Here is a 14,892-nt window from a genome sequence, read left to right as displayed (position 1 = left end):
GGGGGGTTCCTTGTCTTGGAGTCAGGATTCGAGGTGGGACAGGCGATAGCCGCCAGCGGATGACAGGCCGTCGACGACGGCGAGTTCCACCAGCCGACGGGCGCCGCCGCGTCCGGCGAGGACGGCGATCAGGTCGATCGTCTCGGCAATCAGCGCGCGGGGCGCGGAGACAACCGCCTCCTGGATCAGCTGTTCAAGGCGGGCGAGGGCGCCGGCGGCGGAGCCGGCGTGAAGCGTGCCGACGCCGCCGGGATGGCCAGTGCCCCAAGCCTTGATCAGATCAAGCGCCTCGCCGCCGCGCACTTCGCCGATCGGGATCCGGTCGGGGCGCAGGCGCAGAGCAGAGCGCACGAGTTCCGATAGACTGGCGGCCCCATCCCTTGCGCGCAGGGCGACGAGATTAGGGGCGGCGCACTGAAGCTCGCGCGTATCCTCGATCAACACCACCCGGTCGCCGGTTTCGGCGATTTCGGCGAGCAGGGCGTTGACCAGAGTGGTTTTGCCGGTCGAGGTGCCGCCCACGACCAGGATGTTCTTGCGGTTGGCGACCGCGAGACGAAGATGGTCGGCCTGAGCCTGGGTCATGACGTCGGTGGCGACATAGGCGTCTAGACGGAAGACGGCGACCGCGGGTTTGCGGATGGCGAAGGTCGGCGCCGTCACGATCGGAGCGATCAGGCCCTCAAACCTCTGGCCGCCGGGAAGCTCGGCTGAAATCCGAGGGCGCTCGGCGTCGACGCGCTCGCCGACGTGGTGAGCGACCAGTCGGATCAGCCGTTCGCCGTCCGCCGCGGAAAGCCGATGGCCGCTATCGACCAAACCGACACCGAGGCGATCAGTCCAGATCCGGCCGTCGGGGTTGAGCATCACCTCAACCACGTCGTCCTCATTCAGCAAGGCGCCAATGGCGACGCCGAGCGCGGTCTGCAGCATTCGCAGGCTTCGGTCGGCGATCATGGCGCGGGCTCCGTCGTGGAAAGATCACGGATGCGATCTCGGACGGGCGACTAAGAGGAGCGAAATTCCCGTCGCTGCAACAGTCGCGTTGCGGGTGTAGGGCCACGGGGTAGAAAGACTTGCGGATTTCGGTCGCCGCCCGCGACGATCGGCGTTGGACCTGATCTAACGTTGACGGAAATCGCCGCTGCAGCCCGGTCCTCGCGCGGCCGGGCCACGGTTCGCAAAGAAGCCTTCGCCGAGATCACGCCAGCCTGGGAGCCTCCGACGATGAGCGGAAGCGCCGAAAATCTGGCGCAGACCGCGTCGGTCGGTCGCGATGCAACTTGGTTGAAACAGACCGCTGTTCGTGAGTTGATCCGGACTCTGACACCGGGAGACATGCCATGCTTAGCTTCACAGTCGCCGTGATGATTCTGTCCGCATCGCTGGAGGAGTCGCATCCCGCGCCTGCCTCGCCTCCAGCTGGGGTCGGTAGGGTTATCCACGAGGCCGATACGATGGTGCGCCAGACGCCGCCGCATAACGGCACAGGCATGAGCACGGCCTACCGAATTTCAGGCGGGGTTCCGAACCGATCAATGGAGTTCAGAAAGCGCGTCATGCATCCAGGATCTTCAATCGGCCTGCACCTCATCGCACATGACGAGGTTTATCATGTCGTCAGCGGGGAGGGGGATGTGACCACGGATGGCGTTACGACGCGTATGAAAGCTGGCGACACGGCCTATCTCTATGATGGCGGCAACGTCGGCATCGCGCAGGTCGGGGAGGACGACTTGGTCTTGATCATCGCCTATCCTCTGGCGCGGCGGGTAGACTGACGTCCGACTCCAACCCTTGGGGTATCGTCAAAAGCCGTCCTAATCTGCATTTGATGCATTTCTCTCTGGGTTGAGGACATTTCCGCCTCGGCCCGTGCGCCCTTGATTGACGCCGAACTCGACGACCGACCGGGCGCCATAATGCTGGGCGCGCCGAACCAACCCGATCTAGCGCCAGGTCTGGTCCTGGTCTGAATCAACGCGCGGAACGATCGAGTGTCCGCCGTTGGCGCGCCCGCAGCGCTGCGGCGAACTCGATCGCCCGCGGAGCCCCCAGCGCTGTCGTTGCGCTTAGATCCCGAAGGTTCAGGAGCGCGGCGCCTTTCACCAGATCATCGCGCGAAGCGGAAAGGCCTTGCATTCAGTCCGGCCCAGGCCGAGGCGAAGGGGCGGCCGTCCGGTCGGGGGCCATCGTCTCGCCAAACACCTCCTTGGCGAAGGTCCGTCCGTCCGCCAATCGGCGGCCCAGGGCTTCGATAAAACCCGCGTAGCGTTCTCGGCCCTTGGCGCGCGCCGCAGCCTGCACCGCCTCAGGCAAGGATGGGGTGGCGGTCAGCCAGAACCGGATGAACAGGGCGAGCATCTCGACGGCGATACCGAGATCACGGTCTAGCCGATCCGCGCGACGATCCAGCCGATCAAGCCGTCGGCTCAAAGCGGCTTGCTGCTGTTCCGCGGCGTCCGGCGTTAGGAAGCTGGCGATCGCAGCCTCGGCCACGGTGGACTTCGGCACCGCGCGCGCCTTGGCATAGGCCTCCAGCGCCTTGAGCAGGGCCGGGTTGAGATAGACGGTAAGGAAGGGTTTGCGCATGGCTTGTCCTAGAGGGGAATGCCGTCGTCGGGGTCGAGCGCCGCATGGCGAGCGATGCGACGCGGATCGAGCAGATCCGGCGCCTGCGCCGGATCCTCGTCGCCGTCGCCCATCGCAGGCGGCGCGGGCTGCGGCGCGGCAGGCTCGGCCAGATCCAGCGCGGGCTCCTGACGAGGCCCCCCCTCCGCCGCCGCGTCGGCACAGGCGTCGGTTTCGTTCGGGGTCGCGGAGCCGCCGTCAGCGGCGGACGCGACGTTTCCAAGGGCTCCATCGCGCGCCTGGTCCGTGGAGTTTGTCTCGGGGCGCTCAGGCGGGGGCAGGATCCTGCTTTTGAGTGCACGATCGAGATAATAGCGCACCTTGGTCGCGCGAATGGGCGCGCACCCCGAGACCAGGACGAGGGCTTGGTCGGCGAGCAACTGCATGACCTCGCCTGGAGTCAGAAGGGGGCGGGCGGTTTCCTGGCGCGAGACCATCAGATGGCCGAGCCAGGGCGAGAGGCGATGGCCTGCATAGTTGCGCATGGCCCTCAGTTCCGTCGCCGTTCCGAGGGTGTCGGAGATCCGTTTGGCGGTCCGCTCGTCGTTGGCGGCGAAGGCGACGCGCACATGGCAGTTGTCGAGCAGGGCGTTGGAGACGCCATAAGCCTTTTCGATCTGGTTCAGCGACTGGGCGATCAGGAAGGCCTTGATGCCGTAACCCGCCATGAAGGCTAGGGCGCTTTCGAAGAAGTCGAGCCGACCGAGCGCTGGGAACTCGTCCAGCATCATCAAAAGGCGGCGTCGTCCTTGCCGTGCCTGAAGGTCCTCGGTGAGCCGGCGTCCGACCTGATTGAGCAGGAGACGGATCAGAGGCTTGGTGCGGCTGATGTCCGAGGGAGGAACGACCAGATACAGGCTTAAAGGTTGGGTCGCGTCGACCAGATCTGCAATGCGCCAGTCGCACCGGCGCGTCGCGCGGTCCACGATGGGATCCCGGTAGAGGCCGAGGAAACTCATGGCGGTGGACAGGACGCCGGAGCGTTCATTCTCGCTTTTGTTGAGGAGCTCCCGAGCGGCGGCGGCGACGACGGGATGGGGCGCGCCGTCCTTGTGAGCGCCGGTCATCATCAGCTTGAGCGTCGTCTCGATGGGCCGGCGCGGATCCGACAGGAATCTCGCGACACCGGCAAGCGTCTTGTCGGGCTCGCTGTAGAGGACGTGGAGGATGGCGCCGACCAGAAGGGCGTGACTAGTCTTCTCCCAATGATTGCGTCGCTCGAGCGCGCCCTCGGGATCGACCAGTATGTCGGCGATGTTTTGGACGTCTCGGACCTCTTGATCGCCGAGCCGCACTTCCATCAGGGGGTTATAGGCGGGGCTCGAGGGGTCGGTTGGGTCGAACTTGACTACCCGCCCGAACCGGGCGCGCCAACCGGCGGTCAAGGTCCAGTTCTCGCCCTTGATGTCGTGGACTAGGACCGAGCCCGGCCAGGTGAGCAGACTGGGGACCACCAGCCCCACGCCCTTGCCCGAACGGGTCGGCGCAAAACACAGGATGTGTTCGGGTCCGTCGTGGCGCAGATAGCGGTCGGCGAAGCGTCCAAGCACCACGCCGTCTTCGCCCAACAGACCGGCGGCCTGGGCGTCCGTTTCGTTCGCCCATCGCGCCGTACCATAGGTGGTTGCGTGTTGCGCTTCGCGTGATCGCCAAACCGCCAGGGCGAAGGCACAGCCGATGGCCATGGCGACTGACGTGACGATGAGGACGGCGCCTTCGAGAAAGACGGCCGGGGCATAGGCGTCATAGACGAACCACCACCGGAAGAAGGCGAATGGTGGATAGAGCGGGTGATCGCCCAGGATGAGCAAAGGCTGGCCGAGCGCCGCCTGATAGCCGAGCCGCCAAGCGGTCCACTGACCGGCCGCGATAACACCGGCCAGAACCAGAGCGAGGACGAGGCCAATCTGGCCCCAGAGGATACGACCGGCGGACATGTCGGCTCCTGTGTTCGTTCAGAGGGAGGGGCCGCGCCGGCGACCCGGTGCGGGTGGGCCGCCGGGGCCGGATTGACCGAGGCCTGACGGCAGGACCTGACCGAGATACCGCTCCATCGCCGGCCGCCAGGGCACGAGGCTGAACCCCCTGCCGTCGTCGATGAGGGCGAACCGGCCCGAGGCCAGGTTCAGACGTCGTCGATAGACGTCTCCCGCATTGAGGCCCGCGTCCGGCCGGCGAACGAGGCCAGTCTCCGACGCCACCCGAGCGGCTGCTGCGTCGAGCTCCCGAGCGGTCAGGGTCGCCAGGAGCCGGGGTTTGGGCTTGATCCCCTCGGGTGTCCGTTCGGCGAGGCCTTGGGCGACGAGTTGGTCGCCTCGTTCGGCGAAGGCGGCCGCGACCTCGGCTCCAAATCCGGGGCTGAGGGCGGGGCGGTTTGGATCGACTCGAAGACGGTCGAGCCAGGTCGCGCCCTCGGCGGTGATCTGATCCACCAGCGTCAGATCGCTGCGAATGCGCAGATGGGGATGGCGCAAGCGCGGATTGTCCGAGGGGGCGGCCTCGACGATCGCGCCGATCCTCGGATCGGCCTGGGCGACCTCGGCGAGGGTCCGGTGGTGCAGCCGGCCGTCTGTGCCTTCGATCAGCACATAGCCCGTGCCAGTCAGCTCGTCGTCCAGGCCGCGCGCCGCGACCCGACCGATGACGGGCCCGGCCGTGTCGTCATCGGCCCAGCCGTCCGGCGCGAAGGGCTTTCCTGAAGCGCGCATGGCGTCATGCATGCGCGCGATGATGTCACCCTGGCGAGCCAGAGCTTTGAGGGTCGGCTCGGCCTGGGGCGACAGCCGCCAACGGCCGACGCCCTCAGGTTCGGCCAGGCCCATGGCCTCAAGTTTGCGCAGGCGGGCCAGTCGAACGGGCGAGGGCGCCCGAGCGCGCGCGCTCGGGCGGAGATCAATCAGTCCGTCGTTGCGACGCGCTTCGGCGCCGAGGAGCCGGTCGAGCCGGGTCCAGCGGTCGGCGCCCGCGTCGCGGATCAGGCCCTGGGCGATCTCGCGCTCTGTGCGTGGACCAAGTTCACGCGCGACGAGGCCCTCGGCGCGGCTGCGCAGGCCTTGGGCGATATAGTCTTTCGCGATGACGAGATCGGCGCCGGTTTCGTCCACGCCGCGGACGATCAGATGCACATGGGGATGGGCGGTGTTCCAGTGCCCGACCGCAACCCAGTCGAGCCGCGTGCCGAGATCTTCCTCCATAGTTTCGGCGAGGGTGCGGGTGAAGCCGCGCAGATCTTGCATCTGGTCGGCGTCTTCGGGCGAGACAATGAACCGGAAATGGTGGCGATCGTCTGCGGCGCGATCGGCGAAGGCCTTTCGGTTCACCGCCTCGTCGTCCGCATCGAACAGTTGACCGGGCGAACCGTCTCGATCGGTGCCGTCGCGCGCGAGGTATTTGAGGTGATCGGCTAGGCTGGCGCGACCCGAGACCATACGCACTACTCTGGCCTTGACCAGAACGGTCCGACGCGCGGCTTGGCGCCCAGCCTGGACGGCGGCAAGGCGGCCTCGCCCGAAGGTGCTGAGACGGGACCCGGACGATCCCCGCGATCCACCCGGCTTGCCGCCGGCGCGCAGGGTGGCCGCCTTAATCTGCGAAAGCGCGGTCGGCACGTGAGCGACGGCCTGATCCCGGATGCGCCCGGGCTTCGGTACGACCTCGTCGTCGCGTGTCATGGCGCACCCAATAAGGTGCGTTTTCTCGAGATAAACCCGCGGGTTAGGTCAGTCCGCAAGGTGGGCGATCGAGCGACGCCTTTTCTCAAGTGTTTGAAGTCGGGCGATAAATCCTCTCCCGCACCCGCCGGCACCTTGCGGCTTTTATCTTGCTTCCCATTCTTTCTGATCTCCCAAGGGACCCTGCGTCTCGCCCGCCGTCTGTTCGCGACCACGCCCCAGATCGGTTCGTCGCTAGTCGGCCCTCGGAAGGCGATGCGGCGGTTGAAAACGGCCGTTGAACCGTTCATCGGCGATCCACCGATGAAGAGATGGAGGCGCGGGGACCCAGGACGATCCTGGCCTGGGCGCGATCGACGAAGAGCTGATCTCGCGCCGGGCGATCGACGGCCAAGACGATCTCACGGCGCGCCGAAAGTCGATCATCAAGTCCGAGGCTCGGCGTCGCCGCCCCGTCTCGCGCGAGTGAAGCGAGGACGCGGACGACATAGTCGACGGTCTCCCGAGGCAGAGGACGGCCGGTTTCGAGATGGTCCCGGTAGCGCCCCGGGCCGGCGTTATAGGCGGCGAATAAGCCAGGTTCGCCGAACAGATCGTACATGTCGCGCAGATAGGCGGCGCCGGCCATGATGTTGTCGGCCGGCTGGAACGGATCGGAGCCGAGCCCATGACGGCGCGCCAGGGCCGCATAGGTTTCGGGCATCACCTGCATCAAACCTTGGGCGCCGGCGTGAGATAGGGCACGTGGATCATAGGCGCTTTCACGTTCGATCACGGCGCGGATCCACGCAGGATCCACTTTGAAACGGTGCGCGGCGCGCTCGATTTCGTCTGCAAATCGGCGCTCCGCTGCGATGCCTCGCCCGCCTGGGCTGGCCGCTGACGACGCCGGCGAGGCGCCAATGGAAAGCGACGTCACCGCTAACCCCAGCGCAAATGTAAGCGCCACAGTCCTCATCTGGACTGCTCCGGTATCCAGAGCGGCCTAACCTCGGCGAGGATCCGGCGGCGCGATACGGGCCCGAAATAACGGCCGTCCAGGGCGTCGGCGTGCTCGGGCGAGAGGAGGAAGACCTCGTCTGAACCCAGGCGACGACACCCGGACCACATCGGCAGCGCTCGCCCGCGCCGGTCTTTCGTTTGGGCGTCGGCGACGATGACGCCGTCCACGCTTACGGTCGGTCCACGTCGGCAGACTTCCGAAGGCGCGACTGCCGCGACCGTCTTCAGCAGCGGAACCCCGATCGGCACATAGCGCCGGGCGGCGAAGAGCTCGGCGTGGGATCGGGGCGGCGCATAGAGAAGTTGCTGACCGACGGACGGCGCCCCTGCTGCGACCGCCGCGTAGAGGCCGATCGGCGCGCTCGCGCTGGCGTTCCATACAAAGTGCGGTCGGTGGTCCGCCGTCGAGGCGGCGATCAGAATGAGCCCGCCAACCGTCGCTGCAATCAGTCGTCGCCGGTTCATGACTGGGCCGCACGTTGCGCCAGCCAGGCAATGTGGCGCATTCGGTCGTAGGGGGGCGGCGATCGGCCTTCGACGAGCGCCGCACTCAGTCGCCGCCAATAATCGGGCTCGATGTCGTGCAGCGGAAAGCCAAGGGCTTCAAGCGCGGAGAAGCGTGCCAGCACGGAGCGGGCAAGATTCCAGGTCGCCGCGCGCAGCAGGGGCGCAGCGCCCGGGATGACGCCGGGCACGGCGATTCGGTCGCGCGCCGGGGCGACCTGAAGAATATCGAGGCGGCCCGCGACACTAACGGACGTCGTCTCGACCCGCCGCAGATAGGCGAAGACAGCGCCGGGACCGAAGCCGAGGAGACGGTGGCGCCGGGTCAGGATGCGCTGGTCGATCGGCGCCCCGAACGGCACGCTCCACTCTTGGGAGACGAGCCGGCCGATGGTCGTATGATGGTCGCGAACCTCGACCCATGTCAGGCGCTCTGGATCGTGGACCGCCCGGGGAGCGGTTTTAAGCGGCGGAACGGGCGTCGTCATACGCCCCGGCTCCCATCGCCTAGCCGTCGCGCAGGCCATACGGCGCGCGAGACGGCGGGGTCGGTAGAGGTGCGGGCGGCTCGGTCGGCCCAGGCGTTGAGGTCGCTGAGGGCGTAAACCACGCGCCCGCCGATCTTGCGATAGACGGGACCTGTTCCGTAGCAGCGATGCTTTTCCAGAGTGCGGCCCGACAAGCCCAGGTGGCGGGCCGCCTCCGGGGTCCGCAGAAAGCGCGGCGGCAACGGGGTTTCGGTATCGGTCATGGCGCGGTCCCTCGTCAGATCGGAGATCGACGCGCTGCGCCGATCGAAGGATCGCAGGATCGCTGGTCAACGGCGCCTCGGGCAGTGGGACGGCGGGCATCATTCGATGCCCGCCGGTCATCGCGGCGCGAGAGTATTGATTTCAGGGGGACCGGCGGCCGTGCAAGAAGGCGACGGCCTTTTCAGCTTGGCTGGCGGCCTTGAAAATTAGCCGCTTGTCGTCCTTGAGCGCTCCTAGCCAAGCCGCGATATAGGCGGCGTGATCGTCTCTGGGCCGGTCGGTGATGGCGAGGTCTGCGCAAAGGAAGGCTGCGCCCAGTTCGGCGATCAGTTCTTCACGAGCGTATTCGGGTGACCCGAAACGGCCGTCCAGATCGCGACCTAATCGCGTGGCGTGGCCGGTCCAGTGGACCAACTCGTGCGCTAGGACCGCGTCATGATCCTGAGGATCATCGAAAGCGTTCAGAGGCGGCATTCGGATCAGATCGCGCCCGGGTTCAAAACAGGCGGCGTCGCCGCCGTGCTGAATCCGTGCGCCGGCTGCAGTCGCAAAGACCGCGATGCGTGATCCGGAAACTGACGCCCAGCTCCGCTGGGCGGTGTCACCAAGACCCGTGTAGCGGTCGTCAAGACCGTCGATCTGGTCCAGGTTGAAGACGCTGTAGCACCGCAGGATGCGCCTGGGACCCGTGTCGGGTTCTGAGGATTCGGGGTCGATGCTGTTGGTCGGTTCTGTTTTCCGATCGCGCGGCTTGGCGAACACAATCCGGGTTCCGGTCTCTCCACGCCTGACGGCGCCGCCCAGAACCAGCGCTTGACGAAAGGTCATCCAGACCGGGTGGCTGTACCCTCTGTGCTGAGCCTGCAGCCAAAGCAACAGGACATTGACGCCGTGATAGGGCGTGCTGTCGAAGCGAATAGGCCGGACGGCGGGACCGGAATTCCAGGGCCGCATCCAAGGGCGGGCGCCGGTTTCAAGGCATTGAATGATCTGTGCGGTGATCTCAGCGTGGAGATCGGGATTAGCGGAAGGGTTCGGGCGCGACATGGGCGGGCTCCGTCTTGTTGGGGTTGAAGAGAGGCGGGCGGCGCCGGGCGCCGCCCGTTCGGATCAGCTGCGCGACCAGACCAGGCTGTGGCTGCCGTCCTCGACTTCGACGAGCGAGGCGTAGATCGGGGCGGGGAAACTGGGATCGTCGAGCTTCACCGACAGATATTCGCGGTTCTGCTGGCTCGTTCGCTTCCAGGCGGCGCCGAACTCGATGGCGCCAGAGAAGATGCGGTAGTCGGGGGTCTTGTCATCCGACTTGTCCGTATTCGGACGGAAGGCGGCGGAGCGCACATTCAGGGACAGCGTCTTAATCGTGCCCGCATAAGCGCCATTCGCCTGAGTGAAGGTTCCAATCGTGGCCATGATAGTCTCTCCTTGCTGCGGGTCGCGCTGATCGCGACCGCGTGGCGATCGTCGAACCGACGCCCGAAGAGCCAGCAGGCCGAGCTTAAGGAGGCCCCGAAGCGCAGCGCAGGACCGGCAGGGACGAGCGTCTTGTCCCCGCGAGGAGGCCGAAGGCCGGGGAAGAGGCGATGCCCCGCACGGTTGCCCAGGCCCGGCGGCGTCGGGACAGATCAAGCCAAAGCCGGTCGCAGATCGTGCGTCACGCGTTAGGGGAGGTATTCTTGACCCGGCTATGGAACCTGACGCTGGTCGTCTGGAGTTCGCCGGTGGCGCGAACATAGAGCCTCGCACTGAAAGGCTGGTTGGCCGCAAGGACAGGGAAGGGAAGCAGGTCGCCCCCCTGAAGCGGTCGATGACGACGGATCGTTACGGTGGTGCGTGGCCTGCTTGCGTGAACGACACAGACAGCCTCTTCGGCTCTTTCTGAAGCGGCTCTTGGGAAGGTCCGCATGCGTCGATGACGCGACATGGTTTGAGACGATGCTCCCGAAGACTGAGCAGTCGAGGTCTCGCTATGGCGTTCGAACAACTGCTGCACCGCCACGGCGCTGCAAACCTGTTCGATGACGCGACGTTGGCCGTGATGACGGTTGCTCTGCTCCGTCGTAAATGCCACGCCTTGTTCGACCAAGGAGCCTTCGGTGACTGACACCCTGTCCAGCAATGCCGATGCGGCCGGCTTGGTGTCGTTTGATGGTCGACATCGTCGTCGCCTATCTCGCCAACACCAAGATTGACCCGGCTGAGGTCCCGCAGCTTATTGGCGCCCCTCACGCCGCGCTCGTTCAGCTCACGGTTCGAAGGCACGAGGAGAAGCCGGATGTTGCTCGCGAGAAACCGAACCGCGTCGCGATCCGCAAGTCAGTGACGCCGGACGGCATCATCTCCTTCTTGGACGGCAAGACCTACAGGGCGCTGAAGCGGCACCTGAGCACCAGAGGGTACACGCCCGCCAGCTATCGAGAGGCGTTTGGCTTGCCCGACGACTATCCGATCGTGGCTCCGGCCTATTCGGCGGTGAGATCGGCCCACGCAAAGGCGAATGGTCTGGGGGCGAAACCAAACACCGGCGCCGTGAAGGCGACGGGTAAGCGCAAACCCTAAACCCCGCCGTGCTGCGGCGGCTCGGTTGCGAGTGGCGAGGCTAAAGTCGCCACTGCGGGAGAGCGAAACCATGACCCATTATCGGGGTGGGAGAGCCATCCGTGGGATCCGTGCTCGCCGATCATTAAGTCTTGCGTTGAGCATGGCTCTTGTAGTCGGGTGCCAGCGCCTTAGCCCGCCGAGTAGGAGGTCTTGATCTGGGTGTAGAACTCCACGGCTGCGAAGCCCTGTTCGCGCGAACCGTAGGAGGACTTCTTGGAGCCGCCGAAGGGCACATGATAGTCGACGCCGGCGGTGGCGAGATTGACCATGGTCATGCCGGCCCTGGCGTTCCTCTGGAAGTCGCGGGCGTGTTTCAACGACTGGGTGACGATGCCGGCCGACAGGCCGAACTCGACGCCGTTGGCGACGGCGAGCGCCTCTTCATAGCTGGCGACGCGGATGGTCGAGGCGACGGGGCCGAAGACCTCTTCGTTGTTGATGCGGGCGTCGGCGGCGGTTTCGGCGATCAGGGTCGGCTGGACGTACCAGCCCGGGGCGTCGAAGGTCAGACGCTCGCCGCCGGTGACGATGCGGCCGCCGGCCTCGCGGGCGATGTCGATGTATTTGTAGGAGACCTCGCGCTGAGCCTCGGTCACGGCCGGGCCCATCTGGGTATTGGAATCCAGGGCGTGGCCGACGCGCAGTGCGGCGACCTTCTCGGCCAGGGCGGCGACGAAGCGGTCGTGGATGCCGTCCTGAACGATCAGGCGGCTGGAGGCGGTGCAGCGCTGGCCGGTGGCGAAGAAGCTGCCGTCCAGGGCGATGTTCACCGCCCGGTCCAGATCGGCGTCGTCCAGAACGATCAGCGGGTTCTTGCCGCCCATCTCCAGCTGAACGCGCGCCTGACGCTTCACCGCGCCTTCGGCGACGCCCACGCCCACGGCCTGGGAGCCGGTGAAGGAAATGCCGTCGATGCCCGGGTGGGCGACGATGGCGCGGCCGACGTCGCCGTCGCCGATGACCATATTGACCACGCCCTTGGGCAGGCCGGCCTCATGCAGGATGGCGATCAGGGCCTCGGCCGTCGCCGGGGTCGGGCCGGCGGGCTTGATGACGACCGTGTTGCCGAAGGCGATGGCCGGGGCGATCTTCCAGGCCGGAATGGCGATGGGGAAGTTCCACGGCGTGATCAGGCCGAAGACGCCGACGGCCTGGCGATAGGTCTGAATCTCGACACCCGGACGGGTCGAGGCCAGGTTCTGGCCGTGGACACGCAGGGCCTCGCCGGCGAAATATTTCAGGATGCGGGCGGCGCGCATCGTCTCGCCGATGCCCTCGGGCAGGGTCTTGCCCTCTTCGCGAGACAGCAGGCGACCGATCACGGCGGCCCGTTCCATGATCAGCGATCCGGCCTTGTCCAGCACGTCGAAACGGACTTCCGGCGAGGCGTCGGACCAGCCGGGGAAGGCGGCGCGGGCGGCGGCGACGGCCTGATCCACCTCGGCGGCGCCGCCCTTGGGCGTGCGGGCCACGACATCGCGCGTGTCCGACGGGTTCAGGCTCTCGCCCGCAAACGCGCCCGCGACCTTCTCGCCGCCAATCCAGTGCGAAAGTTCAAGCGTGTCGGTCATGGGGTGTGTCCTGCGATGATACGACGGAGTTAGGAAGTTCGGCTCACGACAAGAATTGCTGATCGGGCATGGATCGGTGCGCTGATTGCATCGATCCCATTTGGCGGGACGATACAGCCGATCCAGACAAATGCCGCATCGGTCGATAGCGGCTTTGGCTTAGACCCCGAGCAGGGGGCTGGCTACCGTTAGATCAAGGCGAGCAGACAAAACGCCGCAGGGGCGGCCAGCGCCGTGAGACGACAGGAATATCGATGTCCAGAATGACTCCGGCCGAAATGGCTGGCACGATCGGCGGCGGCCTGCTGTCCTTCCCGGTGACGCATTTCGACGCCCAGGGGCGTTTCGACGAAGCCGGATATCGCGAGCATTGCGGTTGGATGCTGCAGCACGATCTGGCGGGCCTGTTCGCCGCCGGCGGCACGGGCGAGTTCTTCTCGCTGACGCCGGGCGAGGTCGAGAGCGTGGTCAAGGCGGCGGTGGCGGAAACCGCCGGCAAGACTCCGGTCGTCGCCGGCGCGGGCTATGGAACGGCCATCGCGGTCGAGATGGCGAAATCGGCAGAGGCGGCCGGCGCAGACGGCATCCTGCTGCTGCCGCCCTATCTGATGTTCCCCGGCCAGGAAGGCCTGGCGGCGCATGTCGAGGCGGTGTGCAAGGCCACCAGCCTGGGCGTCATCGTCTATAACCGCGACAACGCAGTGCTGAACGCCGACACGCTGGCCCGGCTGTGCGACCGCAATCCCAACCTGGTTGGGTTCAAGGACGGCGTGGGCGACATCGAGCTGATGATGCAGGTCTATGCCCGGATGGGCGACCGTCTGACCTACGTCGGCGGCCTTCCGACGGCCGAAACCTTCGCGCCCGCCTATCTTGAGATGGGCGTCACCACCTATTCGTCCGCCGTATTCAACTTCGTCCCGGACTTCGCGCTCAGCTTCTACAAGGCGGTGCGCGAACGCGACCACGCCACTATCATGGCGGGTCTGCGCGACTTCGTGCTGCCCTATGTAGCCCTGCGCAACAAGGGAAAGGGCTACGCCGTCTCCATCGTCAAGGCGGGCATGACCGCCATTGGCCGCAGCGCCGGTCCGGTCCGCACGCCGCTGACCGACCTGAACCCCGCCGAGTTCGAGGAGCTGAAGGCGTTGATCGCTCGCGTCCAGCCCGCACCAATAAAGCTGGCGGCGAACGGCTAAGCCGTGGCCTGTCGCCCTCGGATCGAAGCGACTAGGGTCGTCGGTTCGAGGGAGGCCTGATCATGTTCGAACTGAGCCAGCTCCGGTGTTTCGTCGCCGTGGCCGAGGAACTGCACTTCGGCCGCGCGGCGACGCGCTTGAATATGACCCAGCCGCCGCTGAGCCGGCAGGTGCAGTTGCTAGAGCGGATATTAGGCGTGGTCCTGCTGGACCGCACCAGCCGTTCGGTGCGGCTGACGCCGGCGGGGCGGACCTTCCTAATCGAGGCGCGACGTATTCTGCGGCTGGCCGAGACGGCGGCTCTGGCGACGCGGCGGATCGCTAGCGGCGACGCCGGGCGGGTGGCGATCGGCTTCACGGCTGCGTCGGGATACAGCTTCCTGCCCAGAATGGTGGAGTTGGGGCGCACCAAACTGCCCAACGTCGACCTTGCGCTGCGCGAGATGGTGACGGGCGAACAGATCGAGGCTCTGCTGACCGGGAGGATCGACCTCGGCCTGATCCGGCCGCCGCTGAACCGACCGGAGTTCGACAAGCTGAGGGTCATGACCGAACCGCTGCTGGCGGCCCTACCGACCGGCGACCCGCGTCTGGCCAAGTCTGTGATCGAGCTATCGGACTTCGACGGCTTGCCGATGGTCATGTATGCGCCCGAAGGCGCCGGCTATTTCTACGGCATGTTGAGCGGCCTCCTCGACGAGTCGGGCGTGGCCCCGCAGTTTGTGCAGCATATGAGCCAGATTCATTCGATCCTGGCTCTGGTCCATGCGCGGATCGGGGCGGCGGTGGTGCCCGAGGCGGCGACCCGGCTGCATTTCGAAGGGGTGGAGTTCCGGCCGCTGAACATCACCCCAGCTCAGCCTGTCGAGCTTTTCGTCGCTTGGCGACGCGACAACGACAATCCCAGCCTGAAACCCTTCCTGGCCCTGATCGAGGCCCAGGTCGAGGCCGCTGCCTGACG

Annotated in this window: 16 protein-coding genes; 5 read left to right on the top strand and 11 right to left on the bottom strand. The window is 66.3% G+C overall.

The window, feature by feature from the left end; all coding sequences use genetic code 11:
- Positions 1-21 precede the first annotated feature (21 nt).
- The gene (trbB, locus tag ABIC32_RS07215) at positions 22-957 is read right to left on the bottom strand and encodes a P-type conjugative transfer ATPase TrbB (protein ID WP_354073490.1); all 936 of its coding nucleotides are present in this window, start codon (positions 955-957) and stop codon (positions 22-24) included.
- Positions 958-1,343: 386 nt separating this feature from the next.
- Here trbB and ABIC32_RS07210 point away from each other — a divergent pair, with 386 nt between their 5' ends.
- Positions 1,344-1,781 (top strand): cupin domain-containing protein, encoded by a 438-nt coding sequence (locus ABIC32_RS07210; protein WP_354073488.1) that lies wholly within the window; start codon positions 1,344-1,346, stop codon positions 1,779-1,781.
- Positions 1,782-2,142: 361 nt separating this feature from the next.
- Here the strand turns inward: ABIC32_RS07210 and ABIC32_RS07205 are convergent, their stop codons facing one another.
- The 9 genes from ABIC32_RS07205 to ABIC32_RS07165 form a co-directional block, all read right to left on the bottom strand.
- Positions 2,143-2,592 carry a CopG family transcriptional regulator gene (locus tag ABIC32_RS07205; protein WP_354073486.1) on the bottom strand — a complete coding sequence of 150 codons (450 nt, stop codon included), beginning with the start codon at positions 2,590-2,592 and terminating at the stop codon, positions 2,143-2,145.
- A gap of 8 nt (positions 2,593-2,600) precedes the next feature.
- Positions 2,601-4,568 (bottom strand): conjugal transfer protein TraG, encoded by a 1,968-nt coding sequence (locus tag ABIC32_RS07200; RefSeq protein WP_354073484.1) that lies wholly within the window; start codon positions 4,566-4,568, stop codon positions 2,601-2,603.
- 18 nt (positions 4,569-4,586) lie between these two features.
- Positions 4,587-6,302 (bottom strand): relaxase/mobilization nuclease domain-containing protein, encoded by a 1,716-nt coding sequence (locus ABIC32_RS07195; RefSeq protein ID WP_354073482.1) that lies wholly within the window; start codon positions 6,300-6,302, stop codon positions 4,587-4,589.
- A gap of 286 nt (positions 6,303-6,588) precedes the next feature.
- Positions 6,589-7,260, bottom strand: coding sequence for a lytic transglycosylase domain-containing protein (locus ABIC32_RS07190; RefSeq protein WP_354073480.1), 672 nt, complete (start codon positions 7,258-7,260; stop codon positions 6,589-6,591).
- The gene (locus tag ABIC32_RS07185; RefSeq protein WP_354073478.1) at positions 7,257-7,769 is read right to left on the bottom strand and encodes a S26 family signal peptidase; all 513 of its coding nucleotides are present in this window, start codon (positions 7,767-7,769) and stop codon (positions 7,257-7,259) included. The genes ABIC32_RS07190 and ABIC32_RS07185 overlap by 4 nt, the downstream gene beginning before the upstream one ends.
- Positions 7,766-8,296: a DUF2840 domain-containing protein gene (locus ABIC32_RS07180; RefSeq protein ID WP_354073476.1), complete on the bottom strand. Its 531-nt coding sequence runs from the start codon at positions 8,294-8,296 to the stop codon at positions 7,766-7,768. The genes ABIC32_RS07185 and ABIC32_RS07180 overlap by 4 nt, the downstream gene beginning before the upstream one ends.
- Positions 8,293-8,559: a helix-turn-helix transcriptional regulator gene (locus tag ABIC32_RS07175; RefSeq protein WP_354073474.1), complete on the bottom strand. Its 267-nt coding sequence runs from the start codon at positions 8,557-8,559 to the stop codon at positions 8,293-8,295. The genes ABIC32_RS07180 and ABIC32_RS07175 overlap by 4 nt, the downstream gene beginning before the upstream one ends.
- 142 nt (positions 8,560-8,701) lie before the next feature.
- Positions 8,702-9,607, bottom strand: coding sequence for an ArdC family protein (locus tag ABIC32_RS07170; RefSeq protein ID WP_354073472.1), 906 nt, complete (start codon positions 9,605-9,607; stop codon positions 8,702-8,704).
- 63 nt (positions 9,608-9,670) lie between these two features.
- Entirely contained in the window at positions 9,671-9,973 is a 303-nt protein-coding gene (locus ABIC32_RS07165; RefSeq protein ID WP_354073470.1) for a DUF736 domain-containing protein, read from the bottom strand.
- Positions 9,974-10,529: 556 nt separating this feature from the next.
- Between ABIC32_RS07165 and ABIC32_RS07160 the strand changes: the two genes are divergently transcribed.
- Together ABIC32_RS07160 and ABIC32_RS07155 are read left to right on the top strand one after the other, a co-directional pair.
- Positions 10,530-10,664, top strand: coding sequence for a hypothetical protein (locus ABIC32_RS07160; RefSeq protein ID WP_354073468.1), 135 nt, complete (start codon positions 10,530-10,532; stop codon positions 10,662-10,664).
- Between the two features lie 44 nt (positions 10,665-10,708).
- The gene (locus ABIC32_RS07155) at positions 10,709-11,119 is read left to right on the top strand and encodes a Ros/MucR family transcriptional regulator (RefSeq protein ID WP_354073466.1); all 411 of its coding nucleotides are present in this window, start codon (positions 10,709-10,711) and stop codon (positions 11,117-11,119) included.
- Positions 11,120-11,289: 170 nt separating this feature from the next.
- Here the strand turns inward: ABIC32_RS07155 and ABIC32_RS07150 are convergent, their stop codons facing one another.
- Entirely contained in the window at positions 11,290-12,732 is a 1,443-nt protein-coding gene (locus tag ABIC32_RS07150) for an aldehyde dehydrogenase family protein (RefSeq protein WP_354073464.1), read from the bottom strand.
- Between the two features lie 254 nt (positions 12,733-12,986).
- Here ABIC32_RS07150 and kdgD point away from each other — a divergent pair, with 254 nt between their 5' ends.
- Together kdgD and ABIC32_RS07140 are read left to right on the top strand one after the other, a co-directional pair.
- Positions 12,987-13,931, top strand: coding sequence for a 5-dehydro-4-deoxyglucarate dehydratase (kdgD, locus tag ABIC32_RS07145; RefSeq protein ID WP_354073462.1), 945 nt, complete (start codon positions 12,987-12,989; stop codon positions 13,929-13,931).
- A gap of 62 nt (positions 13,932-13,993) precedes the next feature.
- Positions 13,994-14,890 (top strand): LysR substrate-binding domain-containing protein, encoded by an 897-nt coding sequence (locus ABIC32_RS07140; protein WP_354073460.1) that lies wholly within the window; start codon positions 13,994-13,996, stop codon positions 14,888-14,890.
- Positions 14,891-14,892: the final 2 nt, after the last annotated feature.

This window comes from Brevundimonas sp. 1080 (assembly GCF_040545985.1).
GTDB lineage: Bacteria > Pseudomonadota > Alphaproteobacteria > Caulobacterales > Caulobacteraceae > Brevundimonas.
The sequence above is the reverse complement of the archived record's forward strand: the minus strand, read 5'-3'. Positions and strand labels throughout refer to the sequence as shown.